General features: G+C 67.2%; 23 protein-coding genes and 1 tRNA gene. 9 read left to right on the top strand and 15 right to left on the bottom strand.

Annotated elements, in window-relative coordinates; translation table 11 throughout:
- Positions 1-78: 78 nt before the first annotated feature.
- The gene (gene sppA / locus Q0053_RS02675; RefSeq protein ID WP_298095637.1) at positions 79-1,860 is read right to left on the bottom strand and encodes a signal peptide peptidase SppA; all 1,782 of its coding nucleotides are present in this window, start codon (positions 1,858-1,860) and stop codon (positions 79-81) included.
- A gap of 223 nt (positions 1,861-2,083) precedes the next feature.
- On the opposite strand from sppA, the gene panD reads away from it, so the two are divergent.
- Positions 2,084-2,440, top strand: a complete 357-nt coding sequence (panD, locus tag Q0053_RS02680) for an aspartate 1-decarboxylase (RefSeq protein ID WP_298095639.1) — start codon at positions 2,084-2,086, stop codon at positions 2,438-2,440.
- A 44-nt stretch (positions 2,441-2,484) separates the two neighbouring features.
- Positions 2,485-2,763, top strand: a complete 279-nt coding sequence (locus tag Q0053_RS02685; RefSeq protein ID WP_298095642.1) for a hypothetical protein — start codon at positions 2,485-2,487, stop codon at positions 2,761-2,763.
- A gap of 155 nt (positions 2,764-2,918) precedes the next feature.
- On the opposite strand, the gene Q0053_RS02690 is transcribed toward Q0053_RS02685, so the two are convergent.
- Positions 2,919-3,725, bottom strand: a complete 807-nt coding sequence (locus Q0053_RS02690; protein WP_298095643.1) for an SIMPL domain-containing protein — start codon at positions 3,723-3,725, stop codon at positions 2,919-2,921.
- A gap of 211 nt (positions 3,726-3,936) precedes the next feature.
- On the opposite strand from Q0053_RS02690, the gene Q0053_RS02695 reads away from it, so the two are divergent.
- Positions 3,937-4,012, top strand: a tRNA-Ile gene (locus Q0053_RS02695).
- Positions 4,013-4,151: 139 nt separating this feature from the next.
- On the opposite strand, the gene Q0053_RS02700 is transcribed toward Q0053_RS02695, so the two are convergent.
- The gene (locus tag Q0053_RS02700; protein ID WP_298095645.1) at positions 4,152-5,747 is read right to left on the bottom strand and encodes a hypothetical protein; all 1,596 of its coding nucleotides are present in this window, start codon (positions 5,745-5,747) and stop codon (positions 4,152-4,154) included.
- 12 nt (positions 5,748-5,759) lie between these two features.
- The gene (locus tag Q0053_RS02705; protein WP_298095702.1) at positions 5,760-7,124 is read right to left on the bottom strand and encodes a tetratricopeptide repeat protein; all 1,365 of its coding nucleotides are present in this window, start codon (positions 7,122-7,124) and stop codon (positions 5,760-5,762) included.
- Positions 7,125-7,497: 373 nt separating this feature from the next.
- On the opposite strand from Q0053_RS02705, the gene Q0053_RS02710 reads away from it, so the two are divergent.
- From Q0053_RS02710 to Q0053_RS02730, 5 genes are all read left to right on the top strand, one after another.
- Positions 7,498-7,989 carry a GAF domain-containing protein gene (locus Q0053_RS02710; protein WP_298095705.1) on the top strand — a complete coding sequence of 164 codons (492 nt, stop codon included), beginning with the start codon at positions 7,498-7,500 and terminating at the stop codon, positions 7,987-7,989.
- Between the two features lie 103 nt (positions 7,990-8,092).
- Positions 8,093-8,770, top strand: a complete 678-nt coding sequence (locus Q0053_RS02715; protein ID WP_298095649.1) for an SDR family NAD(P)-dependent oxidoreductase — start codon at positions 8,093-8,095, stop codon at positions 8,768-8,770.
- Positions 8,771-8,826: 56 nt separating this feature from the next.
- The gene (locus tag Q0053_RS02720; protein ID WP_298095652.1) at positions 8,827-9,678 is read left to right on the top strand and encodes a CoA ester lyase; all 852 of its coding nucleotides are present in this window, start codon (positions 8,827-8,829) and stop codon (positions 9,676-9,678) included.
- A 92-nt stretch (positions 9,679-9,770) separates the two neighbouring features.
- Entirely contained in the window at positions 9,771-10,892 is a 1,122-nt protein-coding gene (locus Q0053_RS02725) for a beta-ketoacyl-ACP synthase III (RefSeq protein WP_298095654.1), read from the top strand.
- Entirely contained in the window at positions 10,892-11,323 is a 432-nt protein-coding gene (locus tag Q0053_RS02730; protein ID WP_298095657.1) for a hypothetical protein, read from the top strand. Before Q0053_RS02725 ends, Q0053_RS02730 begins: the two co-directional genes overlap by 1 nt.
- On the opposite strand, the gene Q0053_RS02735 is transcribed toward Q0053_RS02730, so the two are convergent.
- The 10 genes from Q0053_RS02735 to petA all read right to left on the bottom strand — a co-directional run bounded on the left by Q0053_RS02735 (position 11,307) and on the right by petA (position 23,092).
- Positions 11,307-12,536, bottom strand: a complete 1,230-nt coding sequence (locus Q0053_RS02735; protein WP_298095660.1) for a M48 family metallopeptidase — start codon at positions 12,534-12,536, stop codon at positions 11,307-11,309. The genes Q0053_RS02730 and Q0053_RS02735 overlap by 17 nt on opposite strands.
- Before the next feature lie 84 nt (positions 12,537-12,620).
- Positions 12,621-13,301: a TorF family putative porin gene (locus tag Q0053_RS02740; RefSeq protein WP_298095663.1), complete on the bottom strand. Its 681-nt coding sequence runs from the start codon at positions 13,299-13,301 to the stop codon at positions 12,621-12,623.
- A 226-nt stretch (positions 13,302-13,527) separates the two neighbouring features.
- The gene (locus Q0053_RS02745; protein ID WP_298095667.1) at positions 13,528-14,322 is read right to left on the bottom strand and encodes a hypothetical protein; all 795 of its coding nucleotides are present in this window, start codon (positions 14,320-14,322) and stop codon (positions 13,528-13,530) included.
- A 115-nt stretch (positions 14,323-14,437) separates the two neighbouring features.
- The gene (locus Q0053_RS02750; RefSeq protein ID WP_298095670.1) at positions 14,438-16,024 is read right to left on the bottom strand and encodes an AMP-binding protein; all 1,587 of its coding nucleotides are present in this window, start codon (positions 16,022-16,024) and stop codon (positions 14,438-14,440) included.
- Between the two features lie 274 nt (positions 16,025-16,298).
- Positions 16,299-16,688 carry a RidA family protein gene (locus Q0053_RS02755; RefSeq protein WP_298095672.1) on the bottom strand — a complete coding sequence of 130 codons (390 nt, stop codon included), beginning with the start codon at positions 16,686-16,688 and terminating at the stop codon, positions 16,299-16,301.
- The gene (locus Q0053_RS02760; protein WP_298095674.1) at positions 16,685-18,307 is read right to left on the bottom strand and encodes a M28 family peptidase; all 1,623 of its coding nucleotides are present in this window, start codon (positions 18,305-18,307) and stop codon (positions 16,685-16,687) included. Before Q0053_RS02760 ends, Q0053_RS02755 begins: the two co-directional genes overlap by 4 nt.
- Before the next feature lie 242 nt (positions 18,308-18,549).
- Entirely contained in the window at positions 18,550-20,226 is a 1,677-nt protein-coding gene (locus tag Q0053_RS02765) for a M28 family metallopeptidase (protein WP_298095677.1), read from the bottom strand.
- Between the two features lie 138 nt (positions 20,227-20,364).
- A complete protein-coding gene (locus Q0053_RS02770; protein WP_298095681.1) occupies positions 20,365-21,240 on the bottom strand; it encodes a cytochrome c1 in 876 nt (291 codons plus the stop codon).
- 8 nt (positions 21,241-21,248) lie between these two features.
- Positions 21,249-22,544, bottom strand: a complete 1,296-nt coding sequence (locus Q0053_RS02775) for a cytochrome b N-terminal domain-containing protein (protein ID WP_298095684.1) — start codon at positions 22,542-22,544, stop codon at positions 21,249-21,251.
- 11 nt (positions 22,545-22,555) lie between these two features.
- Positions 22,556-23,092 (bottom strand): ubiquinol-cytochrome c reductase iron-sulfur subunit, encoded by a 537-nt coding sequence (gene petA, locus Q0053_RS02780; RefSeq protein WP_298095687.1) that lies wholly within the window; start codon positions 23,090-23,092, stop codon positions 22,556-22,558.
- 196 nt (positions 23,093-23,288) lie between these two features.
- Here petA and Q0053_RS02785 point away from each other — a divergent pair, with 196 nt between their 5' ends.
- Positions 23,289-23,744, top strand: a complete 456-nt coding sequence (locus Q0053_RS02785) for a tRNA (cytidine(34)-2'-O)-methyltransferase (RefSeq protein WP_298095691.1) — start codon at positions 23,289-23,291, stop codon at positions 23,742-23,744.
- 22 nt (positions 23,745-23,766) lie between these two features.
- On the opposite strand, the gene Q0053_RS02790 is transcribed toward Q0053_RS02785, so the two are convergent.
- Entirely contained in the window at positions 23,767-25,035 is a 1,269-nt protein-coding gene (locus Q0053_RS02790; RefSeq protein WP_298095693.1) for a dipeptidase, read from the bottom strand.
- Positions 25,036-25,376: the final 341 nt, after the last annotated feature.

The following is a 25,376-nucleotide window of genomic DNA, read 5'->3' on the forward strand; positions in this document are numbered from 1 at the left end:
AACAACGTCGAACCCTCAATGTCGGTCCACACGGATGAACGGTCAATGACCGGATCCTTCACAGGCGAGTGTTCCGCCTCAATAGGGCTGTTCCGCCAGCACCGATGCGCCGGAAGCCCGGGCCCGCTCGGTCTGGATGCGGCGAACGGTCGCCTCGGCCGCCGGGTCATTCATGACCCCGCCGATCCCCACCAGAACGCGCGCCGCCTCGCCCGAGACGCCGAACGCCTGCGACAGGGCCTCGAACGGCGAGCTGACTTCCGGATAGCGTTTGAAGCGCACCGAATCCCCGGCCGGAATACGGGCCAGCTCGCGGGCCTTGGCGATGGCCTCCTCAAGGCCGCCCAGCTGGTCGACGAGGCCGATCTCCCGGGCCTGGGCACCGGTCCAGACGCGGCCGCGGGCGATCTCGCGCACCCGGGCGGGCGGCAGACGACGACCCGCCGCGACGCGAGCGATGAACTCCTCATAGGTACGATCGATCTGGGCCGCATAAGCCGCGCGCTGCGCCGGGGTGAACGCCTGCGCCGGCGAGAAGGCATCGGCATAGTCACCGCCGACCGACAGGCTGCGCATGTCGACGCCGAACCGGCCCAGCGCATCGGCCAGCACGAATTTGCCGCCATAGACGCCGATCGAGCCGGTCAGGGTCGAGGGCTGGGCCACGATCCAGTTGGCTTCCGAGCTGATCCAGTAGCCGCCCGAGGCCGCGTAATCGCCCATCGACACCACCACCGGCTTGCCGGCCGCCTTGGCCGCGCGCACCGCCGCCAGGATCTGCTCGGACGCCTCGGGCGAACCGCCCGGCGAAGACACCCGGAAAACGATCGCCTTGACGCTGTCATCCTCGATCGCCGCATAGAGGCCCTCGGCGAGGTCATCCGACAGGATCGAGGAACCGCCACCGAACGGGTCGGCGCTGCCGCCGGTACCGGTCATGATGGCACCCTCCCCGCCGACGATGGCGATCGCGTTCCGGCCCGAACCCTCCCGCGGGCCCTTGGACGAGGCGTAGTCGGCGAACTCCATGATCGCGGCATTGCGGCCCGCCCGACGCCGGGCCTCGGCCTCGGCTTCCTCGACCTGGCCGATCTTGTCGATCAGACGGCGCTGCAGCGCCTGGGCCGACGAATGGGGACCGGCCTCGATCGCGGCACGCAAGGCCGCCGGCGTCGTCCTCCGGTCCTGCGCCGCATGGGCGATGGCCGAGGTATAGATCGACGTCATCCAGGCCGTCATCGCCTCGCGATGGGCCGGGGTGTAGTCGCTCTGGGTGTATTCATTGACCGCGTTCTTGTACTCGTAGCGCTGCTCGAACTCGGCGTTGACGCCGTATCGGTCGAGGGCGCGGCCGAGGAAGATGCTGTCGGCCGAGAAGCCCGCCAGCTGGAAACCGGCCGTGTTCTGCATCCACAGTTCAGACGCCGAGGCCCCGATCATATAGCTGGAGACCGTGGCTCCGACCGGCTGGAAGCCCTGGCTGTGGGCAATGACGGTCTTGCCCGTGCCCCGGAAGCGACGGATGGCCTGACGGATCTCATCGGCGGCGGCGGGGCTGATTCCGGCTTCCGGCAGGCGGATCAGCAGGACCTTGACCCTGTCGTCCACCCCGGCCTGGGCCAGGGTGTCGACGATCTGAAGGGTCGACAGGCCCGAACCGCCGAAGATGGCGAAGGGGTTGTTGGGGGCCTGGTCGGTCACGCCCTCACGCAGGTCCAGTTCCAGCACCGTATTGCGCGGAGTCGGCTCCTCGGACGACGCCGAACCGATCGCGACCGCGATAAAGAGGAACGGCACCACCACGAGGAAGAGGAACATCCCGGCAAACACACCGAGCATCGTCAGGAAAAACTGCTTCATGGCGAGGGAAGTCGTCCGGAGCACGGGCCGGGTCGTGGCCGCAATGGACCATAGGGCGGCAGACCTCTCCGTCAAATGAACGTCGCGTAACGCGCGACTGCGCGTCGCAGCATCGCATGCTGCATTGCAACGACCGCGATTGATGGGCCGCCCTGAAACCCCTATATGGGCCGTCTGCGAGCGGGGGCCGAACGCCCCGCGTCACATCCGGACCGCACCTCCCATGCTGGTCACCCTGATGAAGGCCAAGCTGCACCGCGCAACGGTGACCCAGGCCGACCTCGACTATGAAGGCTCGATCGCCATCGATGCCGACCTGCTGGATGCCGCAGGCATCTTTCCGCACGAGCAGGTCGATGTGCTGAACATCACCAATGGCGCGCGCTTCACCACCTATGCCATCGAGGCCCCGCGCGGATCGAAGGTCATCGGCGTCAACGGTGCCGCCGCCCGGCTGGTGCAGAAGAACGACAAGGTCATCGTCGTGACCTACGGCCAGATGCCCGAGGAAGAGGCCCGACAGTGGTCCCCGACCGTGGTCCTGCTCGACGACGCCAACGCGATCAAACGCGCCGCTTGACGCCGGCAGCGTTCGGGACTCCCCTGCCCGCAGGGAGACCGATCATGGCACGAATGCTTCAAGGCCTGCAGTGGCTGCTCTTCGCCCTCTATGCGGTGGCGGGTGCCGTCGCCCTGCTGATTGCCACCCCCGCCGGACTGAAGCTGCTGGGCCAGCCCGAAGGTATGCTGACCTTCCTGCCGGCGAAGATCCTCGGCCTGCCCTGGAGCCTGCCGCTGTGGTTCATGGATGACGGGCCGATCACAGCCCTGGCCGTGCTGGGCATCTGCTACGGCATGAACCTCGGCGTCGGCATGATGCTGGTGCGGCGTTCCCGGGGCTGAGCGAGTGGCTGGTGGCGAGTGGCTAGTGGCTGGTGGCTGGTGGCTAGTGAAGAGCTGCAGGCGACGATGACTAATGGACAAGGGCTGGCGTGATGGGCGGATGGGCCCGCCCCTCACCAATCACCCGCCACCAATCACCAGCCACCCAGACCGCATCAGCGCCCCAGATCATACACCCCCGTGATGTCGATCCGCACCGTCAGCTGGCCGGCCGCGACCGGGGTCGAGCCGCCCGAATCCATGGCCATCTCCGCGCGGGCGAACATCAGCTGCGGCGGGGGCGCATAACCGCCGCCCTCCGACAGCGACCGGATGCCGGCCAGTTCCACGCCCAGGGCCTGTGCATAGAGGGCGGCCTTGGCCTGCAGATTGCGCACGGCGATCTGACGGGCCTGATTCTCGGCCGCCGACGGATCCTTCAGGCCGAAACCGATGCCGTTGATCTGGTTGACACCCGCCGCGACCACGGCATCGGCCGTCGTCCCCACCTTCGTCAGGTCATTGATGATCACCGTCACCTGGTTCGAGGCCTGATAGCCGCGCAGCCGGGGCGGCTCGTTCTGGATATAGTCATACTGGGCCGACAGGTTCAGGCCCGAGGTCTGGACGTCGCGGGCCTCTATCCCGGCGCGGCGCAGGGCGGCCATGACCTGGTTCATCCGCGTCGCATTCAGCTGCATGGCCTCGGCGGCAGTGGTCGCCTCGGTGACCACGCCGAAGCTGATCGTGGCCATGTCCGGCGCGGTCCGGACCTCGCCATATGCCGACAGGTTCAGGGCCGGCGGGGCCGCCACGGCGTGCATCATCATCGGTGCGCCACCGGACGGCTGCGACTGGGCGTGCGCGGCCGGAGCGGCGGCGAACAGGGCGGCGGTGGCCATCATGGCACCGCCCAGCATCAGCACGCGGTTGGACAGGGCCGGAGCGGCGCAAACCCGGGCAGTGGCCTTGGAACGGATCATCTCGTGAAAACTCCTCGAAGCGGACGGCGGGCGTTGCACCCGAAGCTGGGCGACAACCATGGCACCACCTTGACCGTCTGCACCTGAATGAACGCGCGAACTGCCCCGACAGGTTCCATTCATCGCGGTGAAATCGCCGTCACACTGGCGGCGGTTCGATGACGCTTGGCAATGCTCGGGCTCGCCTGCTAGGCGGGACCGTCGTCCCGGAGGGCGCGTAGCTCAATGGTTAGAGCCGACCGCTCATAACGGTCTGGTTGGGGGTTCGAGTCCCTCCGCGCCTACCACCCCATGAAAACGGCCCCGGACGTGCTCACGCCGGGGCCGTTGTCGTTTCAGCTCCGGGAAGTCAAAGACTGGACAACAGCCTCCACGGGTTCTCACCCCCCTTGACAATTCCCTCCAGACTCAGGCGCAACCTCCGCGTTACTGCCGGTAGGAAAACCCAGCGTCGAAATCGATGTCAAAGGAGGCTTGCCCCACTCCAACGCCGATAAACACCCAGTTGAAATCGAACAGCGGTTCGCCGGGCAGTCTCGGGCAGTCCCGGGTCCAGCCACGTGATCCGCGCCGCCAGCGATCGTCAAACAAGTGCCGACGGTCGTCGACATACCGACCCTTGCAATCGTACCAGCCGAACCCGCTCTTGTAGCGATCCCAACCTTCCGGTGGTTCGACATGAGGGTCGTATTCGACGCCCAACGCCTGCTCATCGCGAGCCCACCACTCGCGTGGATAGGGTTCGGTTTGACAGCTGTATCCGGATCGCCAATCAAGCGCCGCCATGCCATAGCGGTTGCCATAGCGTCGATCCCACGCCCATTTGTTTTCGCAAGCATACTTGGACCAAACACGGTTGTGGTCCCCGGCAACCTGGCCCCGATCTTCATCAATCGGTCTGCGCATGCCGACCAAATGGCTGTTCGTTATCCGGCCGTTGCCCCCGATCGCCCAGACACCCACCTCCAAGGCGACGACGCGTGAATGATCGACACTGACCTCGCCGTTGAAGACGGTCACGCCATTCTGGGCCTTGCAGATGCGGACATGGTCCACACGAACTGTGGCGCCTTCAACAACCACGGCGTCCGGATAGCCGCAGACCTTGCTGTTGGTGATTGCAACCTCGCCGTACTCCCGGCGCGCCTCGACCAGCAGACCGATTGAGCGAGGGCCGAAGTTGTTCGGACGGTGAGGCCCCAACAGCCGGGTACGATTGATGCGGGTCGGCGGTCCGTCGCCCGCGGTGACCTCAATGCCTGACTGGGCACCAGAGATCAGTACCTCGTTGGTCGTGAGCGTCGCGCGGTCTGCAACGATGGCGGCCGTCACGGTCTGGGCATCGATCGCCACTTCGCGCAGATCGACCAGCCCTCCATCAGTATAGATAGCGGCCTCATCTCCGGCATAGGTTATCCCCACCCGGTTCATGACGATCTCACCGCCGTAGCCGACGATGCAGGCAGCGTCGCCGGCCCTAGGCGCGGAGAAGACAATATCCCGGAACTCAACCCGAACGCCAGGCGCCACGGTTGCGCACGGCAGGCCGTCAGGCGCAAGCATGGTAGGCTCGCCCTGTATGCCCCGGCTCACGTCGAAGCCGGCCTCACCGATGATGGTCATCGGCTTGTCGATATTCAGCCGGCCGACACAGGCGCCGCCACGGGCACGGATTATGAGGGTGCCGCCGGGACGAACCCGGCGCACTGCGCTCTCTACAGCCCCTGTACCCGGATTGCCGCCGCAGTCGAGCAGAACGACTTCCTCACCACCGTGCGTGCGGATGACCGGAGGGTTCACCACCCTCCAGCGGTGGTGGTTTCTTCGCGAGTTGCCGGCGTTTCGCGTCGGCGGGTCCAGCAGGACACCGAAATTGGGACGCGTCTGGCTCTCGACCCGGGCGGCGGTCTGGGCATGGGCCGGCCCGTCGCCGATGGCGAAGACGGAGAAGGCCGCAGCGAGGGCGGCGACACCGCCGATGATGCCGAAGGTCGCGCGGTGCGGGGTGCGGTGCGTGATCATGTTCAGCCCTCCTTAGCGGCGCTGCTGCGAACGGGAGACCTGGGCCAGCACGGCTTGCAGGCGGCCGGCCGAGGGACCGAACCCGAACAGGGCGGAGTCGATCCTCAGGGCCACGGCCTGGGCCTTGTCCTGGTCAGCCACCCCCGCGACCCCCAGCGCGAAATAGCTCGACATGGCGAATTTGGCTTCGGGGCTGCCCTGACGGGCCGCCTCCTCGAACCATTTGAAGGCGCGGGCATAGTCGGCGGGCAGGCCGATACCCTCGGCATACATGACCGCCAGCACCAGCTGGGCTTCTGACGAGCCGTTCACGGCGGCCATCTGAATGGCGCGGACGCGTTCCAGACTGGACAGCCGGCCCTCCATCGGGTTGCCCAGCATGGCCTCCAGAGTCTCTATCTGGCGTTTGGACAGCTCCTCCGGCCGTTGGGCGACCGTCTCCGAGACGCCCAGATAGCGCAGGGCGCGGCCGACGTGCAGGAACGGCAGCTCCCCGGCCATCCGGCCGAGGGCATATTCATAGGCGTCACCGCGCGGGCGACTCTCGTCAGAGAAGGGCACACCCGAACGCGGCGCAGCTGTCGGGTAGAATTCGAACGGCGGCGTCCACTGCCTTGCCTTGGTCTCGACGAAGCTCTGGTACTGGGCGCGGCTGGGTGCCGAGCGCTCGAAATCCTTCAGCAGGACATAGGCACCGACGTCGCCGGTCTGCACCGCCAGATAGTTGTAAAGATAGGCGTCGACGTCGTTGCGCTGGAACAGGTTGGTCGCCGCACTGTAGCGAGGGCGGTCGGAGCCGCCCAAATCGCCATCATTTTTTCTGCCCAGGGCATCGCGGGCCTCGCGATTGTCCTCGGGTTCGCCAAACGGGCCGTAGAGGCGGTCGTGCAAGCGCGCCAGGGTCCGGTAGCCATCGGCGTCCAGGGTGGAAAGGATATAGATGACGCGGTCGCGCACCGCCTCCTGCTCTTCCCGCGTCATCTGGCCCAGCTGGCGATCCAGCCGCTGATAGGCCGTGTGACGCTCCCAGGCGCGGCAGTCGTCATAGCGCGACAGGGGTCGCAAGTCGCCAAAGCCGTCGCTTTCGACGCGGTTGATCGGGGCGTAGCCCTCGTCATTGGCCAGCGCCATGGCATACCAGGTCGCGCTTTCGATCGGGTCCTCGATGTTCTTGTCGGTCGCCCGGAGCGCCGCATAGCGGCCCCCCAGCTCAAGCTGGGCGAAGAAATCACCGCGGAAGGCCGCGCGCCGCAGGGCCCGCAGGCCCGATTCCTGGGCGTTGAACTCTGAACCGGTCAGGGACGCCGGTCGCGGGCAGGCGTTGGAGGCCACCTCGCTGCGTTGCCAGAACTGCAAGCCGTCGCTGCACGAGACCATGGCGAAGGCCGTCAGGGCCAGCAGACCGGCGACGGCGGCGATAGCGACCGGAGCGCGGCCCCGACCAAAAGGGGAGCTGCCTTCCTTGTTGGATCGACTCTCGCTCATACGCCCCTCGCACGGCTGGAAACGGGCCGCCTCACGCCCCTACGCTTACCTCGCACGAGGCGGACAGTCCGGCCCCGTTAACCATCTGTCAAGGTAAACGCCGGTTCGTGACAAAGCGGTGGCGGATGGTTGCCTTTTTGCAGGGCTGAGTCAGTTTTTTACGGGAATCAGCGGGTTGCGTATTCGCCTGTCAGGGGAAAACCGGCCTCTCGCCAGTCGGACAGCGGCTCCCTATATGATTCTGCCGGACCTCTGGAGCGACCCGATGGCCTATGCCGCCCGCGACGATCGACCCGCCGACAAGGCCGCCCGCTATGCCGAGGTCGAGGCCGAGATTCTGGCCGTTCTGGAGGGCGAGCCCGACCAGACGGCACGCATGGCCACGGTTGCCTCCATGCTGGCCGATGCCTTTCCCGCCTTTTTCTGGACCGGCTTCTACCGGGTGGACCCGGACAAGGCCGATGAACTGGTCGTCGGTCCCTATCAGGGCACCCTCGGCTGTCTGCGAATCGCCTTCGGTCGCGGCGTCTGCGGCGCGGCAGCACGGGACCGGGTCACGCAGGTCGTGGACGACGTTCACGCCTTCCCCGGACACATCGCCTGCGACAGCCGCTCAGCCAGCGAGATCGTGGTCCCGGTATTCGACGCCTCGGGCACCCTGATCGCCGTGTTTGACGTGGACGCGACCGTACCCTCAGCCTTTGACGCCGTCGACGCCGAGGCCCTGGAACGGCTTATGGCCCGGGTGTTCGGCTGATCGTCCGGACGCAGTGTAGGCTTCGAGGGGTGTTTCTGGCACCGATGGCCTTGGACATCGGACACTCCGGACACTCTGGACCGGGCTTTTTGGGGGACGTGACATGACGGATCGGGTGATCGCAATCACAGGCGGCCATGGCGTCCTGGGCCGGGCCGTCGTCGAGGCCGCCCTGGCCGACGGTCTGAAGGTCGCGATCATCGACCATGCCCCGGGTCAGTCCGCACCCGAAGGCGTGCTCGAACTCGGCGGTGTCGACCTGACCGATCCGGCCTCGGCGCAGACAGCGATCGACCGGGTGGCGGCGCATTTCGGCCGGCTCGACGCCCTGTTCAATATCGCGGGCGGCTTCGTCTGGCAGACGACCGATGACGCCGACCCGGCCTGGGCCAGTATGTTCGCCCTGAATGTCGCGACCGCCCTGAACGCCAGCCGGGCTGCCCTGCCCCATCTGAAGGCCTCGGCTGAGGGCCGGATCGTCAATGTCGGGGCCAATGCGGCCCTGAAGAGTGCGGCGGGCATGGGGGCCTATGCCGCCTCCAAGGCGGGCGTCCATCGCCTGACCGAGAGCCTGGCCGAGGAGCTGAAGGACACCTCGGTGACCGTCAACGCCGTCCTGCCCTCCATCCTCGACACCGCCCGGAACCGCCAGGACATGCCCGACGCCGATCCGGCAAAATGGGTCACCCCCGCCGACCTCGCCCGCGTCATGCTGTTCCTCGCCTCGCCCGAAAGTCGCGCCATCACCGGGGCGCTGATCCCGGTCACGGGCCGGGTCTGATGTCGGCCGCGTCGGATCGGGAGGTCCCCCAGGGTCGAGGAGCGCGGCCAATCGCCTTGACCCGCTCCGTCCTCTATCTGCCTGCCAGCAATCCGCGGGCGATCGAAAAGGCGCGCGGCCTGGACGCCGACGCCGTCATCCTGGACCTCGAGGACGCGGTCGCCCCGGACGCCAAGGCCGAGGCCCGGCAGGCCGCCGTCGCGGCCCTGACCGCCGGCGGCTTCGCAGGCCGGGTCGGGGTCCGGATCAACGGCCTCGACACCCCCTGGGGCACCGACGATCTGGCCGCCCTCGCCGGTCTCAGCCCCGATTTCGTGGTCGCCCCCAAGATCGAGAGCCCCGAGGCCGTCCGGGCCGTCGCCGACCGCCTGCCCGCCGAGGTCGATCTGTGGATCATGATCGAGACGCCCCTGTCGGTGCTGCGGCTCGACGCCATCGCCGGGGCCGGCACCCCCCTCGCCGCCCTGATGCTGGGCATCAATGATTTCGGCGAGCGGATGAATCTGGTGCTCGGCCCGGACCGCGAACCGCTCAAGCCCTGGATGGCCGCCGTCGTCGCCGCCGCGCGCGGCCACGGCCTGCTGGCCATCGACGGCGTGGTCAATGCCACCGACGACGCCGACCGGCTCAGGACCGAATGCCTGCAGGGCCGCGCCTTCGGCTTCGACGGCAAGAGCCTGATCCACCCGGCCCAGATCGAGACTGCCAACGCCGCCTTCTCCCCCTCCCCCGAAGAGATCGCCCGGGCCCGTGAAGTCGTCGCCGCCTTCGCCGCCGCCGATGCGGAGGGCAAGGGTGCCATCCGGGTCGGCTACCGCATGGTCGAACGCCTCCACCTCGACGCCGCCCACCGCCTGCTGGCCCGTCACGCAGCGGCCTCGACGCCGTCCGGACTCAGGCCTATCTAGTCCCTCCAGAAAAACAGAACCCGGCCCTCAAGTAGCGAGGCGCCGGTCGTCATCCCGGCGGAGGCCGGGAGCCGAGCGTTAGGGCCCCTCTTATGACCAACTCCGTCATCGCCGCCACCGGCCTGTTCACACCCGAACAGTCGATCTCCAACGTCGAGCTGGTCGCCGCCTACAATGCCTGGGCAGAACAGTTCAACGCCGACCACGCCGCCGAAATCGCCGAAGGTGATGTCGCCGCCCTGACCCCCTCCTCGGTCGAGTTCATTGAAAAAGCCTCGGGCATCAAGAGCCGCTTCGTGCTCGACAAGGCCGGCGTCCTCGACCCGGCCCGCATGGCCCCGAACATCCCCGAGCGCGCCGACGAGGACCTGTCGATCATGGCCGAGATGGCCGTCGCCGCCGCGCGCCAGGCCATCGCGGCCTGGGGCAAGCCGGTCAGCGAGATCGGCGCCGTCCTGTGCGCCGCCTCCAACATGCCGCGCCCCTATCCGGCCCTGTCGATCGAGGTGCAGCAGGCCCTGGGTATCGAGGGTTTCGCCTTCGACATGAATGTGGCCTGCTCCTCGGCGACCTTCGGCATCAAGACCGCCGCGGACTTCATCGCCTCGGGCTCCGTCAAGGCCGTGCTGATGGTCAACCCCGAGGTCTGCTCCGCCCATCTGAACTTCAAGGACCGCGACAGCCATTTCATCTTCGGCGACGTCGCCACCGCGGTGATCGTCGAGGCCTCGGACCAGGCCGGCCCCGGCGGCTGGGACGTCATCGGCACGCGGCTGAAGACCGTCTTCTCCAACAACATCCGCAACAATTTCGGCTTCCTCAACAACGCCGCGCCCGAGGGCATCGGCGCGCCCGACAAGCTGTTCATCCAGCAGGGCCGCAAGGTGTTCAAGGATGTGGTGCCCATGGTCTCGGACATGATCGTGGAACACGCCGGCGACCTCGGCCTCGACCCCCACGGCCTCAAGCGGATGTGGCTGCACCAGGCCAATATCAACATGAACCAGTTCATCGGCCGCAAGGTGCTGGGCCGCGAGCCGACGCCGGACGAGAACGTCATCGTCCTCGACGAATACGCCAACACCTCCTCGGCCGGCTCGATCATCGCCTTCCACCTGCGTCAGCAGGACATGGCCCCCGGCGACACCGGCCTGATCTGCAGCTTCGGGGCCGGCTATTCCGCCGGGACCGTCTTCGTGCGGAAGCGCGGCTGATGGTCGACCGCAGCGATATCGGTGCCGTCGTCGACGCCATGTACGCCTGTATCTCCGGCCCCGCCGGACCGCGCGACTGGGCCACCCAGCGCGAGATCTTCCACCCCGAAAGCCGACAGGCCCGCACCGGCCTCGACGCCGACGGCCACCCGACCATGCTGGTCATGGGCCGCGAGGCCTATGTGGCCAACGTCACGCCCTTCTTCGCGGAGAACGGCTTCTTCGAGGTCGAGATCAGCCGGCAGATCACCGAGTTCGGCAACATGGCCCACGTCTGGTCCGTCTATGAGGCCCGCACCCGGCCCGAGGACGTCCAGCCCGAGCGCCGCGGGATCAATTCGATCCAGCTGTGCCGCGGCCCGGACGGCCTCTGGTCCATCCTGCACATGATCTGGGACAACGAGCGTCCCGGCCTTACGGCGTCGGCGTAGCAGCGTCAGCAGGCGGGGCGGCGGGCGCTGCGGCCGGCGCATTGGCCGGATGCGTCGCCTTCCACTCCATCGCCATGCGGATTCGGTTCTCGACCGAGGGGTGGTCGTAGAACAGGATTTCCTCGATCACGGTCGGCGACGGCGCGCGATATTCCGCCGTCTTGATCAGGGCCTTCGACAGCCCGTCCGGCTCATTGGCGTGGACCAGGGAGAACTGGTCGGCGTCCTGCTCGATCACCCGGATCATGGTGTTGGTCACCGGCGTCAGCAGCAGGCCGATCACCGCCGCGATGGCCGCCAGCACCGGCAAGCCCGCGGGGTCTGAGATATCCCCCACCCGGTTCGCCCCCAGCAGCCGCTTCGCCACCGGGAACAGCCGGTCGATCAGCCAGAAGACGATCGCCGCCAGCAGGATCATGATCCCGGTCATCCACAGCGAGTGCATATGGACATAGTGGCCCATTTCATGGCCCACGACGCCGCGCACCTCGGCCAGGTCGGCCCCCTTGGCGAACATCACATCGCTCATCGCCACCCGCGCCGAGCCGAACAGGCCCGAGACATTGGCGGTGTATCGGTCCGACTGCTTCGAGCCGTCATAGATGAAGATCTTGTCGTCCGGCGTGCCGGTCCGCTGCGCCAGCTCCACCACCGAATCTCGCATCGCCCCGTCCGGGGCCGGGGTGTAGTCGTTGAACAGGGGCTCGATCAGGATCGGCGAGACGATCAGCATGAAGACGACGGCGAGGGCCGTCAGCCCCGCGCCCCAGGCCCACCACAGCCGCCGCGCATGCCGGATGATGAAATACAGGCCGACGATCAGCAGGCCGGCGAACACCGTCGAGATCGCCGTCCCCATCAGGGCCTCGGTCAGCCATCCGGCCAGCGGCTGACTGGTCAGGCCGTACTGGGTCTCGCGCCACCAGCTTTCATAGATCGCCCACGGCAGGGTCAGCACGAAACTGACCAGCAGATAAACCACCCCGACAACCAGCGAGACCAGCTTCGGCCGCCTGCGCCGCCGCTCCAACCGGTCGCGGATGCCGCTGAGAAGGCCGGTGCGGATGATGAGCCAGCTCACGACGATCGCGACGATCGCCCCCCACAGCAGCAGCCAGTGGCCGCCGCGCGTATAGGCCACGGCCCGTTCCAGATCCTCGGGCGAAAGGGTCGCCAGCCAGCGCGCGGTCTCGGCCGCAGGGTCGATGCTCATGACGGTGTCCTCCCTGACGCGCGAAGATGACGCCCGCAAGGAACCGCTGTCAGCTTAAATCGCGGTCATGTGACCCCGACCGCGTCAGAACAGGAACGTCAGGGACCCGACGATCCGGCTGTCCGCCAGGGTGTCGTCCTCGAGATCCGTGTCGTGATAGCGGACGTCGATCAGGACCCTGTCGGTCAGCACACGGTCAACGCCCAGGTTCCAGGTGGTGTAGTCACCGAAGACGTCCAGGGCCTGATGGCCGACCGACCCGGACACGGTCCAGTCCGTGCCGACGATCACGGCGGCCCTGGCCTCGACATAGGTCGCCGTATCGTCCTCGCCGAAATAGTCAGGGGACCAGAAGACAGCCGCGCCCAGTGTGACCGGCCCGAAGGCCCGCGACGCAGCGGCCTTCAGCTCCACAAAGTCATAGTCGGCATTGTCCGGTTGCGAGGGGTAGAGATAGGCGACCGCCCCCAGATCGACCTCGAAGCCCTGAACCTCGCGCCGATAGCCCCCATAGAGGTCGATCTCCCCGTCGGTGCCGTTCGGATAATCCACGTTCGAGGCCCACGCGCCGGCGTAGAAGTCACCGGCCGTAACATCGACACTTCCGAAAACCTGGCCGCCCTCATCCGTCTGGCTGAAGCCGCGAAAGACATAGTCGCTGGCCACACCGACCGTCCAACTGACCTCGGGCTGGCCCTGGGCCCGGGCGGGCGTGCTGACCGCAAGCCCCAGAAGCACCACCGCGCCGACCATCCATGATTTCATCGCGTCCATCCCCGATAATGGGCCCCGAACGACCGAGTCTTCAACATCGAACCCGGCCGGGACCACAGCGTCATCAGCAGAACGACACGGAAGGCCCGACGATCGCCGGCATTGTGCGCGAGCGGCTGATGCTCATGCACGCGGGCGGGGCCCGGTGCCTGTCCGGCCATCCGGGCAATCCGGGCAATCCGGAGCCTGTATTCGTGGATCGTGCCGGTATCGAGCCTCAGGGCGTCGGCGTCGCCCCCGGCGGCGGGCCGGGAGGGGCGGGGAAGGCCAACGGGTCCACCGCCGCACCCGGCGTTCCGGCGGCAACCGCATCATACAGGGCGGTTCCGACCGGAGAGTAGGTGATGCCCTGGATCGCCACGAACATGGCGAACATGGCGGCGATGCCCCAGCCCCAGGCCGGATGGACGCGACCGTTTCGCACCAGGTCCGCAATGATGCCGATCAGGGGGAAGATCAGGGTGGCGACAAAGGTGGCTTCCCACGCCCAGGGCATGAGCAGAGGCAACGGCAACAAACGCCCCAGGGCCGGTCCGAGGAGTATGGCCATGGCAGTGAAGTGCAGGCGCTGATGCCAGTCTGTCGAACGCCGCAAGGCGATGGCCGCGACGGTCAGGCCTGTGAAGGCGATCAATGAAACGGGATCGAAGACCAGAAACTGGAGCGGCTTGAAGAAGAAGGGCACATGGGCCTGCCGGATCATGTTCTCTGTCACCAGCCAGCCGAGGACGAGCATGGGCACCATCCAGGCGGCCGCGATCCAGCCAAGCGGTCTGTGGAACCGGACTTGTCCGGTGGCGATCAGGATGTTCTGGACGAGAAAGATGGCGACCCAGCCCATGAAGACGACCGCATGGGCATGCACGAGCGGCGGCGCCTGGAAACTGGACCGTCCGGTGGCCAGCTGAAACGAGAACCCGGCCACGATCACCAAAACCATGACGATCGCGCTGATCAGGAAAAAGCGCTCCCCGCCCCGTTTTCCAGCGCGTCCGATGCCCGATGCCGTCATGATCATCCCCCGATGCCCCGGGCATACTAGGACCGCTCGCGATACGGGTCAAAGAGGAGCGTGACCCGGTGCCGGGATCCCACCACCCGGGGCTGACACTCGCTCACTCTGGCCTTCACGGCCGGGCTGACAGTGCCAGGTCAATCGTTCCCGGGCCCACGCCGACCGATCTCAACTCCGCCTTGCGTACTTTTTCCGTGCCGGTCTTTGGCAAGCCGGCCATGAATTCGACGTAGCGAGGCTGCGCGAAGCGCGGCATGTGAGCCCTTGCGTGGGAGACAATCAGGTCAGGCGTAAGGTCCGCGCCGGATTCCGGCACAATCGCAAGCATGATCTCGTCCTCGCCGCCCCTGACATCCGAAGGCACAGCGAAAGCGGCGACTTCAGCGACGCCCGGGAGACGCGCCATGCTGGCTTCAATGTCGGCCGCCGATATGTTCTCGCCGCGCCGACGAATGCAGTCCTTGATCCGGTCGATGAAGGTGACGTAGCCGTCCGGGTCCATTCGGCCCGCGTCACCGGTATGAAACCAGAGATTACGCCAGGCCTCGACGGTTTTGGCAGGCAGGCCGTTGTAGCCTGCCATGAACGCAGGCCCCATCTTCGGACGAACCATGATCTCGCCCACATCACCACAGGGCACTGGCAGGTCCGTATCGGGATGGCGGATTTCGACTTCGAAGCACCGCCCATAGACCCGTCCGCAAGTTCCGGGCCGCGGGTCATTCGGGTCGCCGTAGAGCGGGATGTTGCACTCTGTCATGCCGTATCCGCCCACGACGGCCGGAATGCCGAACCGTTTCCGCCAAACGCGCTCGTGATCCGGATGATTTGGGGCTGAGAATATCAGGCGAAGTCGATGATCCCCATCCGAAGCACTTTCGGGCTGGGCCAGGACAAAGGCACTGATGGCACCGAGACTATGGGTCACGGTTGCGCCGCTGGCCCGGATGTCGCCGAGCCATGCCGACGCCGAGAACCTGTCCTTGATGGTGGCGCCGGCACCGGAGATCAGAACGGCGCCCAGCTGCATAAGCAGTCCGTTGGCATGAAACAGGGGCAGGCAAATGTAGTAGTGATCCGCTTCAGTCACGGCGAGGTTCTCGATCACCCCCAGACCGAAAAGAAAACAGTGTGCATGCGGCATGAGCACACCCTTCGGGGCACCGGTCGTGCCTGAAGTGTACATGATGGATGCTGTATCGGTTGCCGCTGGAAACGGCCCATCGTACGGGGCGACATCAGCCCAGGCGTCGAAAGCATCGCGATCCGTCCGCTTGCCCCCGATCGTCAGAACCCTCTGCAGCGATGGAAGGCGTTTATGGACCGCCTCCAGCTGGGGTAACAACCGCGCCTCGATCACAAGCAGGCTCGGTGCCGAATCCTGAAGCGGGTGCAGCAGGAAATCACCCATCAGTTCCGTATTGAGCAGCACCGCCGTCGCGCCAAGGCGCTGAACCCCTGCCCACGCCCGCACAAAATCCAGACTGTTGGAGGCCAGGATCGCGACACGGCTTGTGGCTTCAACGCCAAGGCTGGCGAGCAGCCCTGCAACCTGCGCCGCCTGGGTCGCCAGTTCCCTGTAGGTCAGTGTTTCGCCGTCCACCGTCCTGACGGCGATGCGATCCGGACACCGCTCCGACTGCTCCTCCAATACCTTGGGCAGCACCCACTGGCGGGGGTCGTCAATGCCGGAAAACATGATCAGCCATTCGCCCCGGAGCCTCGGCTCCCCGATATCTCTCGAAATTCCCCAAGGATCACCCCGGTTCGCCGCCGTCGTCAGACCCCGTCCGTGGATCAGTGTTGTGAATTGCGGGTGGGGGAACAACCCCGCGCGGCGAGAAGCCTTGCGATTGTCGGGCCCGGGACGACTGGCCGGCCGCACATTGCGCGGTGCCGTAGTCCGGATGCAACGTCCGCTCCCCACCTTCCGCTTTCGGCCCGCACCCTGTAGCGGCCCAACCCGCCCAGGCTCAGGCCGCCGCCACGGCCTCGATCTCGACCCGCCAGGCCGCGTCGAACAGGCCGGTGACGATCACCGTCAGGGCCGGCTGCCGCCCGGCCAGACGGCGGATGCGGACCGCGCGGTTCTCCAGCGCATCGGCCCGGTCCGCGAGGAAGGTCGTGACCTTGACCAGATTGTCCAGGGTCATCCCCGCGGCGGCCAGCTGGGTCTCGATATTGGACCAGACCTGTTCGCACTGGCCGGTGAAATCCGTCGCCAGCGACCCGTCGGGCGCGACCGGGATCTGGCCCGACAGATAGAGCCAGCGGGTCGGCGCGGTCACCTCGACCGCCTGGGGATAGGCCCCCTCGACCGGCGGCGAGCCGTCGCCGGTCAGAGGCCGGATCGTCGCGTTCACTGGCGAGCGGCGTCCGACCGGGCGCGGACCGAGGCGAACTCTGACATCGGCTTCCACGCCGGCCAGTCGCGGCTGTTGGCGAGGTCGAGGCCCAGCCGATAGAGCAGGGTCAGGTTCTCGACCGCCGAAGAGAAGTCCAGCTCGGCCGACCATTCGTCCGAGGCCTTGTGATAGTCGGCCGCGAATTTGGCCCGGTAGGCGGGCAGGCCGACGGCGGTGCCGCCCTCGTCCAGATCGACCCCGTGCCACGGCATGATGGCCGGCACCCCGGCGCGGGCGAAGGGGAAATGGTCGGAGCGGTAGTAGTAGTTCTGATCCGGCTCGCGGTCGTCAGTGACCACCCGGCCCTCGGCGGCGGCCAGCACCTGCAGCCGGTCTTCCAGATCGTTCTGGCCCTTGCCGAAGATCGGCAGGTCGCGGGTCGGGGCCGACAGGGGCAGCATGTCGATATTGATGTCGGCGACCGTGGTCTCCAGCGGCCAGACCGGGTTGGCCGTATAGCCATAGGCTCCCAGCAGACCCATCTCCTCGGCCGCCATATGCGCGAACACGATCGAGCGTTTCGGCCGCGGGGCGGCGTTCAGCTGGCGCGCCATCTCGACCACGCCGACGGTGCCCGAGGCATTGTCCCAGGCCCCGTTCCAGATCTGGTCGCCGACCACGCCCGGGTGCTGGGCCGCGCCGCCGACATGGTCCCAGTGGGCCGAATAGACGATGGTCTCGTTGGGGCGCTCGGTCCCCGGAATCCGGGCCAGCAGATTGTGGGTGACCAGGGTTGCGATGGTCTCGGACACCTCGACCGACAGGGTCACGCCCGGCAGGGCGACCGCCCTGAACGTGCCGTCACCGACGTTCGGCAGCCGGGCAATATCCAGCCCGGCGGCCGCGGCCCAGGCGGCGGCGATGTCATGATTGATGCCGCCGGAGAACTCCAGATCGGCGGCCCCCGGCGCCAGGGTGCGGGTGCGGCCATTGCCGCGCACCGAGCCCTGCCACGTCGACGAGGCGGCGTCTCCGGGCACCAGGGTCAGGATGCCGATCGCGCCGCGTCGGAAGGCCTCGTCGGCCTTGGCCGCGGCCGAGGCATAGGCGGTCTGATAGGCCCCGTTGAAGCGCGCATCCTCCGGCTCGCCCGGCATGACGATCACGATCCTGCCGCGCACATCGACACTGCCATAGTCGTCCCACTGACGCTCCGGCGCATGGATGCCGTGGCCGACGAAGACCAGGCCGGCGTCGCGGATGCTGGCGCGACCGTCATTGGTCGCGGCCCGCAGGACGATGTCGGTTCCGGGCGTCAGGGCGTGGACGACGCCGTCCGGGCCGGTCCAGCCGGCCGTCGCGCCCGCGACCGGCGTATAGCGTTTCAGCGCGACCGGCTGCAGCCACTGGCCGTCCGGCCCGCCCGGCTCCAGCCCCATGCCCTCATACTGGGCCTGCAGCCAGGCCAGGGTCATCCGCTCGCCTTCGGTCCCGGGATAGCGGCCCTGGTATTCATCGGCGCTGATGGTGCGGATGCCCTCACTCAGCTGCGCGGCGGAAAAGTCCTGGGCCGAAGCCATGCCCGCGGCCAGCAGCACGGCCGCAACGGCGACGCCGCCCATCATCTTGCGAAACATTCGGAAGGCTCCAACCCCGGATTGATCGCCCGCACCTTAAGGGGCCGCCCGGACCGCGCCCAGTGTGTTTTTGTCATGTGGCACGCGTCTCCCTCCCCCGAAGTGGGGAGGGACGTCGACGCACAGCGGCGACAGGGTGGGGAATTTCGAAGCCGGGTGCCGTTGGTGCGGGACTGGCCTTCCCCACCCGGTCGCTGCGCGACCCCCCTCCCCATGAAGGGGAGGGAGAAGACTGCCGCGCCCTACCGCCGCTGGCTCGCGCTCGGGGCGCGGGCCGGGCCGAACTCCGAACCCGGCATCCATTCCGGCCAGTCACGGCTGTTGGCCAGGTCGCGGCCGATGTTGAAGATCAGCTCCAGATCCTCGACCTGACCGCGCAGGTCCCAGTCGGCCGACCACTCGTCATCGGCCTGGTGATAGCGGCGGGCCGTGTATTCATCGCGCGCCGCATTGCGTGCGGCGATCGGCTCGTCGCGGAAGGCACCGCCGCCATCGACATAGGCCATCGGCACCCCGCGCTTGGCGAGCGGGAAATGGTCCGACCGGAAATAGCTGCCCGCGGCGGGGTTGCCGTCCGGCCGGGCGGTGCGGCCCTGACCCATCGCCTCGGCGGTGACCAGGGCGTCGAGGTTCGACTGGCCCGAGCCGATGATGTCGACATCGGCCACCCGGCCATAGACGTTCATGGCGTCGATGTTGAAGCCCGCCACCGTGGTGGCCAGTGGATAGACCGGATTGGCCGCATAGAATTCCGAGCCCAGCAGGCCGCTCTCTTCCGCCGTGAAGCTGATCATCACGATCGACCGCTGCGGCCGCGGACCGGCGGCCCAGACGCGGGCCAGTTCCAGCAGGCCGGCGGTGCCGGTCGCATTGTCGACCGCCCCGTTGAAGATGGCGTCGCCATTGGCATCCGGCGCGCCGATGCCGATGTGGTCCCAGTGGGCGGTATAGAGGATGGTCTCGTCCGGATGGGTCGTGCCCGGCAGGCGGGCCAGGACGTTGCGGGTCGTGACCTGGCGGGTGGCGACATCGAACATGCCGCTGAAACTGGCGCCGGTCAGGGCGACGGGGCGGAAATCGCGGCTGCGCGCCGCGACCTTCAGGGCCTCGAAATCAAGACCCGAGCGCCGGAACAGGTCCACCGCGACGTCGCGCTGGATCCAGGCCTCCATGGCCACGCGCTCGGCGGCCGCATTGGCGCGGACGATGTCGAACTGCGGCTGCGACCAGCTGTTCTGCACCGTGGCCCAGCCATAGGAGGCCGGCGCGGTCTCGTGCACCACGATCACGCCCGCAGCCCCCTGCCGGGCCGCCTCCTCATATTTGTAGGTCCAGCGGCCGTAATAGGTCATGGCCCGGCCGTTGAAGGTGTTCAGCTCGGGCTGTTCGAAATCGGGGTCATTGACCAGCACGACGATGATCTTGCCGCGCACATCGACGTCCTTGAAGTCATCCCAGTTCCGCTCGGGCGCATCGATGCCGTAGCCGACGAAGACCAGCGGCGTGTCGCTCAGCATGACGTGACTGCCGGGCAGCCGGGTCGAGATGGTGATCTGCTGGCCCTGGGTCAGCGGGATCGTCTCACCGCCGGCGCGCAGCTGCAGGCCGCGGAAATTGGAGGCGCTGAAGCGGTTGAGCACCACGTCCTGCGTCCAGGACCCGTTGGCCCCGCCCGGCTGGAAGCCCGCAGCGGCATATTGCTCGCTCAGATAGCGGACGGTCATGTCCTCGGCCGCGGTGGCGATGCCCCTGCCCTGGAAGCTGTCATCCGACAGAACCCGAACATGTTCGGACAGCCGCCCGGTGTCAAAGGTCGCAGCGGGCGCGGCCGGGGCGGTGTCACGCCCCGCGCCCATCGCGGCGCAGCCGGAAATCAGGGCGCCGGCGGCAAGCACGGCGGCGGTCGGGAACAGACGCATGAACGGAAAACCCTCAGCCGAAATCAGAAGTCCGGACGTTAGGGCGCCGTCCGTCAGGTGTCGATGCGGCACCCGCACACGAAAAACCCGCCGACGCGGTGCGCCGACGGGTCAGTTCGATGTCCCTGTGGGGAGCCCCTAGTGGGCCACGCCCCTCCAGATCCGGCGGTAGCTCATGTAGGTGATGCCGGCGAAGATGAAGAGGAAGATCAGCACGCCGACGCCGGCCTGTTTGCGCTGGATCTGCCGCGGGTCCGAAGCCCAGGCGATATAGGCGGAGACGTCCTTGGCCATCTGGTCGACCGAGGCGACGGTGCCGTCGTCATAGGTCACCTGACCCTCGTTCAGCGGGTTCGGCATGGCGATGAAGCCGCCCGGCGGCACATGGGCACCATCGGGCATGAAGGGCGTCAGGTCACCGGCCATATACTCGTTGTAGTGCTGGCCCGGCATCATCCTCAGGCCCTGCGGCACGGCCGCATAGCCGGTCAGCAGGGAGTAGATGTAGTCGGCGCCGCCCTTGCGGGCCTTGGCCATCACCGACAGGTCGGGCGGAGCCGCTCCGCCGTTGGCCGCCGCGGCGGCCGTGGCGTTCGGATAGGGACTGGGGAAGCGGTCGGCGGCGGTGCCGTCGCGCATCACCGGCTCACCGGTCTCGGTGTCGATGTCCGCGATCTGGACCTGTTTGGCGAGCGCCTTGACCCAGCGGTTCTCGGCCGGGCTGGCCTGGTGGGAGTCATAGAACGGCCCGCCCGGCTCGGCCAGGGTGCGGAAATGCATCAGCTCCATGCCGTGGCAGGAGGCGCAGACCTCGCGGTACACCTTGTAGCCACGCTGCAGCTGGTTGCGGTCGAAGCTGCCGAACGGCCCTTCGAAGCTGAAACCACCGCTGCGCAGGGGCTTAGATTCCCCCCCCGCCGCGAGCGCGGGCTGGGCCGCCAGGGTCAGGCCGACAGCAGCGGCGATCAGGACCAGGGTCTTCTTCATGGCGCGGATATTCGTCTGGAGGATCATGGTCCCGCTCAGCCCTTCTCGGCGTCGCCGCCGAGGACCGGCTCAGAGATCGTCGCCGGGATCGGCAGCGGCGTCTCGCGCAGGCCCACGAGGGGCATGATGATCAGGAAGAAGGCGAAATAGTAGAGCGTCGCGAACCGGGTCAGCCACAGATAGCTGTTCAGGTCCCCGTCGATCAGGATGAAGGTCTTGAAGGTCCCGATCACCGGCGCGTCGGGCAGCTGCGCCCCGCACCAGCCGAGGACCATCCCCACGATCACGAAGAGGATGAAGAAGGTCCGCATCGTCGGGCGGTAGCGCATCGAGCGCACCTTGGACGTATCCAGCCAGGGCAGGATGAACAGCACGCCGATGGCACCGAACATGGCCAGCACCCCGCCGAACTTGTCCGGGATGGCGCGCAGGATCGCGTAGAACGGCAGCATGTACCACTCAGGCACGATGTGCGCCGGGGTCACCAGCGGGTTGGCCGGGATGGAGTTGTCGGCATGCCCCAGGGCGTTCGGCATGAAGAAGACGAACACCGAGAACAGCATGAAGAACACGATCAGCACGAAGCCGTCCTTGACCGTGTAGTAGGGGTGGAACGGCAGGGTGTCCTTCTTCTGGCGTTCCTTCGGGATCAGGATGCCGACCGGGTTGTTCTGACCGGCGGTGTGCAGGGCCCAGAGGTGCAGCACCACACAGCCGGCGATCACGAACGGCAGCAGATAGTGCAGCGAGAAGAAGCGGTTCAGGGTGGCGTTGTCGATCGCCGGGCCGCCACGCAGCCAGATCAGGATCGGCTCGCCGATGACCGGAATGGCCCCGACCAGATTGGTGATCACTTCCGCGCCCCAGTAGGACATCTGGCCCCAGGGCAGGACGTAGCCGAGGAAGGCGGTGGCGATCAGCAGGAAGAAGATCAGGCAGCCGACGATCCAGATCATCTCGCGCGGGGCCTTGTAGGAGCCGTAATACAGACCGCGCAGCATGTGGATGTAGACCGCGATGAAGAACATCGAGGCCCCGTTGGCGTGGGTGTAGCGGATGATGTCGCCGCCGTTGACGTCGCGCATGATCCGCTCGACCGAGGCGAAAGCCATTTCGGTGTTCGGCACATAGTGCATGGCCAGGACCACGCCGGTCGCAATCTGGACCACCAGGCAGACCATCAGAATGGCACCGAAGGTGTACCAGTAGTTCAGGTTCCGGGGCGTCGGCAGCGCCAGATAGTCAGCGCCGAAGCGGACGATCGGCAGACGGGTGTCGAGCCATTTCTCGATGCCGGTCTTGGGAACATAGGTGGATTCGTGATCGCTCATCGGTCTCGCCCTCAGCCGATCTTGATGCGGGTGTCGGAGAGGTAGGCATACTCCGGCACGACGAGGTTCTTGGGTGCAGGGCCCTTACGGATACGGCCCGAGGTATCGTAGTGCGAGCCGTGGCAGGGGCAGAACCAGCCGCCGTAGTCGCCGGTCCCGAAGGTCGGGATACAGCCCAGGTGGGTACAGTTGCCCAGCACCACCAGATATTTCGAATGGCCTTCCTTGACGCGGTCGGCGTCGGTCTGCGGATCCTTGAGCGCCGACAGCGGGGTGGCCACGGCCTCCTGCAGCTCGCGCGGGGTGCGATAGCGCACGAACACCGGCTTGCCCTGCCATTTGATGACGATCTGCTGGCCTTCCTGGACCTTCGTCATGTCGAATTCGATCGACGCCAGCGCCAGCGTGTCGGCGGCCGGGTTCATCGAATTGATCAACGGCCAGGCCAGCATGGCCCCGGCCCCCACGGCGGCAGCGCCGGCCGCGATATGGATAAAGTCTCTGCGGTTGGGATCCGGGTTGTGCGGATCGCCCTGGTCTTCAGCCACCGATTCGTTCTCCTGAGACGCCGACGACACGGCCCGATGGGCCCGCCGTTTCAACGCTGTCGTTCCTTAGCGGCTTCCCGCGATGCTTGCCCGGCCCGGATTTGCGGCCCATCGCCGCAAGTCACGCCGCTTCCTGAGAAACGGTCGCATTTCGAGCCGCGACAAGCCCCCGGGCCGCGCGTATGAGGGCCTTAGAATGCGTCTCGCCCTTTTTCAACCGGCCATTCCCCAGAACGTCGGCGCCTGCATCAGATTGAGCGCCTGTTTCGGGGTGGAATTGCACATCATCGAGCCCACCGGCTTCCGTTTCGACGACCGGGCGATGAAGCGCGCCGCACTGGATTACGGCCCGCTGGGCCATATGACGCGGCATGCCGACTGGGACGCCTTCCAGCGCGCCAGACTGGAACAGGATGGGGGTCCCGGCCGTCTGGTCCTTTTCACGACGAAGGGGGCGACGCCCCTGAACGAATTCGTCTTCCGGCCCGATGACGTCCTGCTGTTCGGCAGCGAACCCTCGGGGGCCCCGGACTATGTCCACGCCGCCGCCGACGCCCGGGTGGTGATTCCCATCCAGCCGGGCGCGCGGTCGCTGAACCTGTCGGTCAGCGCGGGGATCGCGCTGTGGGAAGGGTTGCGGCAGCAAACCTGATCCTTCTCCCGTTGGGAGAGGGCTACTCCGGTGCCCCCGCCGCCGGCAGCTGCGCCAGGCTGGGCCGCTCCCCGCGCTTGCTCGCCGCCGTCGCCTCCACCGCCCGCATGACCCGGAGAACATTCTCGCCCGCCAGCTTGCGGATATCCGCCTCGGTCCAGCCCTTGGCCATCAGGGCGGCCAGCAGACGGGGATAGTCGTCCACCCCCTCCAGCCCGACCGGCAGGGCATCCACGCCGTCGAAATCGCCACCGATGCCGACATGGTCGATCCCCGCCACATCCCGCACATGCTGGATATGGGCCACCACATCAGCGACCGTCGCCACCGGGATCGGGTTCGCCGCCGTCCAGGCCGCCAGACCGGCCGTCACCGCAGCCGGGTCGCCGGGGTTCAGCGACTTCAGCCGCGCATCCTCGGCCGAGCGGGCGCTGTTCCAGCTCCGCACCGTCTCCGAGACAAAGCCGGGCACAAAGGTGACCATCACCACCCCGCCGTCCTGCGGCATCAGCCGCAGCACGCTGTCGGGCACATTGCGCGCATGCCCCGTCACGGCCCGGGCCGAGGAGTGGGAGAAGATGACCGGCGCGTCCGAGACCCGCATGGCGTCCAGCATGGTCTCTTCCGAGACATGGCTCAGGTCGACCATCATCCCCAGCCGGTTCATCTCGCGCACGACCTCCTCGCCGAACGGCGACAGCCCGCCCCATTTCGGCGCATCGGTGGCGCTGTCCGCCCAGGTCGTCGTGCGCGAGTGGGTCAGGGTGATGTAACGGGCCCCGGCGTCGAAGAACTCGCGCAGCAGGCCGAGGGAATCATCGATCGAATAGCCCCCCTCCATGCCGATCAGCGAGGCGATCCGGCCGCGGCGGTGGATGCGCTGGATGTCATCGGCGGTGGTCGCCAGCTCGAACACATCCGGGTGGGCGGCGACCAGCCGCTTGACCGTGTCGATCTGCTCGAAGGTCGCCACCGCCGCATCCGGCGGGGTCATGGTCGCCGGCACATAGACCGACCAGAACTGGCCCCCCATGCCGCCGGCCCGCAGGCGCGGAATATCGGTATGCAGGCCGGTCGAGGCCTCCAGATTGCTCGTCAGGTCGACCGCATGCGGATCATTGCCGTGTTCCTGCCGCAGCGCCCAGGGCAGGTCATTGTGCCCGTCGATCAGCGGCGTCCGCTCCAGAATCCGCCGCGCCTGCGCCTCCCCCGCCGCATCTGCGCTCTGCGCGAGCACCGGACCGGCCGTCAGGACGGCGGCGGCGGTGGTCAGAAGAAGGGTGCGGATCATGACGGTCTCCCGGAAAGCAAGTGCGGACAGTGGCAGAGGGGGCGACGAAGGCAAGCCCGGCGTCTCCTCCCCATCGCAGATGGGAAGGGGGACCGTCCGAAGCCTCGCAGAGGCGAAGGAGGGTGGAGGGCCGCACCCTCCGTCTCCTCCCCGCTTCGCGGGGAGGGGGACCGTCCGGAGCCTCGCAGAGGCGAAGGAGGGTGGAGGGGCGCCCCCCCCCAGCCTCCTCCCCGCTTCGCGGGGAGGGGGACCGTCCGAAGCCTCGCAGAGGCGAAGGAGGGTGGAGGGGCGCCCCCCCCCAGCCTCCTCCCCGCTTCGCGGGGAGGGGGACCGTCCGAAGC

Origin of the sequence: Brevundimonas sp. (genome assembly GCF_027487935.1) — a bacterium.
In the GTDB taxonomy this organism is placed as follows: domain Bacteria; phylum Pseudomonadota; class Alphaproteobacteria; order Caulobacterales; family Caulobacteraceae; genus Brevundimonas.

Bases quoted from the DNA above. Each gene is read 5' to 3' on its own strand.
- sppA (WP_298095637.1), bottom strand. From the start codon at position 1,860: ATGAAGCAGTTTTTCCTGACGATGCTCGGTGTGTTTGCCGGGATGTTC.
- Q0053_RS02765 (WP_298095677.1), bottom strand. From the start codon at position 20,226: ATGCGTCTGTTCCCGACCGCCGCCGTGCTTGCCGCCGGCGCCCTGATT.
- Q0053_RS02710 (WP_298095705.1), top strand. From the start codon at position 7,498: ATGGCCTATGCCGCCCGCGACGATCGACCCGCCGACAAGGCCGCCCGC.
- Q0053_RS02790 (WP_298095693.1), bottom strand. From the start codon at position 25,035: ATGATCCGCACCCTTCTTCTGACCACCGCCGCCGCCGTCCTGACGGCC.
- Q0053_RS02690 (WP_298095643.1), bottom strand. From the start codon at position 3,725: ATGATCCGTTCCAAGGCCACTGCCCGGGTTTGCGCCGCTCCGGCCCTG.
- Q0053_RS02740 (WP_298095663.1), bottom strand. From the start codon at position 13,301: ATGAAATCATGGATGGTCGGCGCGGTGGTGCTTCTGGGGCTTGCGGTC.
- Q0053_RS02785 (WP_298095691.1), top strand. From the start codon at position 23,289: ATGCGTCTCGCCCTTTTTCAACCGGCCATTCCCCAGAACGTCGGCGCC.
- Q0053_RS02735 (WP_298095660.1), bottom strand. From the start codon at position 12,536: ATGAGCATCGACCCTGCGGCCGAGACCGCGCGCTGGCTGGCGACCCTT.
- Q0053_RS02760 (WP_298095674.1), bottom strand. From the start codon at position 18,307: ATGTTTCGCAAGATGATGGGCGGCGTCGCCGTTGCGGCCGTGCTGCTG.
- Q0053_RS02725 (WP_298095654.1), top strand. From the start codon at position 9,771: ATGACCAACTCCGTCATCGCCGCCACCGGCCTGTTCACACCCGAACAG.
- panD (WP_298095639.1), top strand. From the start codon at position 2,084: ATGCTGGTCACCCTGATGAAGGCCAAGCTGCACCGCGCAACGGTGACC.
- Q0053_RS02715 (WP_298095649.1), top strand. From the start codon at position 8,093: ATGACGGATCGGGTGATCGCAATCACAGGCGGCCATGGCGTCCTGGGC.
- Q0053_RS02685 (WP_298095642.1), top strand. From the start codon at position 2,485: ATGGCACGAATGCTTCAAGGCCTGCAGTGGCTGCTCTTCGCCCTCTAT.
- Q0053_RS02730 (WP_298095657.1), top strand. From the start codon at position 10,892: ATGGTCGACCGCAGCGATATCGGTGCCGTCGTCGACGCCATGTACGCC.
- Q0053_RS02705 (WP_298095702.1), bottom strand. From the start codon at position 7,124: ATGGTCTCGTGCAGCGACGGCTTGCAGTTCTGGCAACGCAGCGAGGTG.
- Q0053_RS02745 (WP_298095667.1), bottom strand. From the start codon at position 14,322: ATGACGGCATCGGGCATCGGACGCGCTGGAAAACGGGGCGGGGAGCGC.
- Q0053_RS02770 (WP_298095681.1), bottom strand. From the start codon at position 21,240: ATGATCCTCCAGACGAATATCCGCGCCATGAAGAAGACCCTGGTCCTG.
- Q0053_RS02750 (WP_298095670.1), bottom strand. From the start codon at position 16,024: ATGTTTTCCGGCATTGACGACCCCCGCCAGTGGGTGCTGCCCAAGGTA.
- Q0053_RS02700 (WP_298095645.1), bottom strand. From the start codon at position 5,747: ATGATCACGCACCGCACCCCGCACCGCGCGACCTTCGGCATCATCGGC.
- Q0053_RS02775 (WP_298095684.1), bottom strand. From the start codon at position 22,544: ATGAGCGATCACGAATCCACCTATGTTCCCAAGACCGGCATCGAGAAA.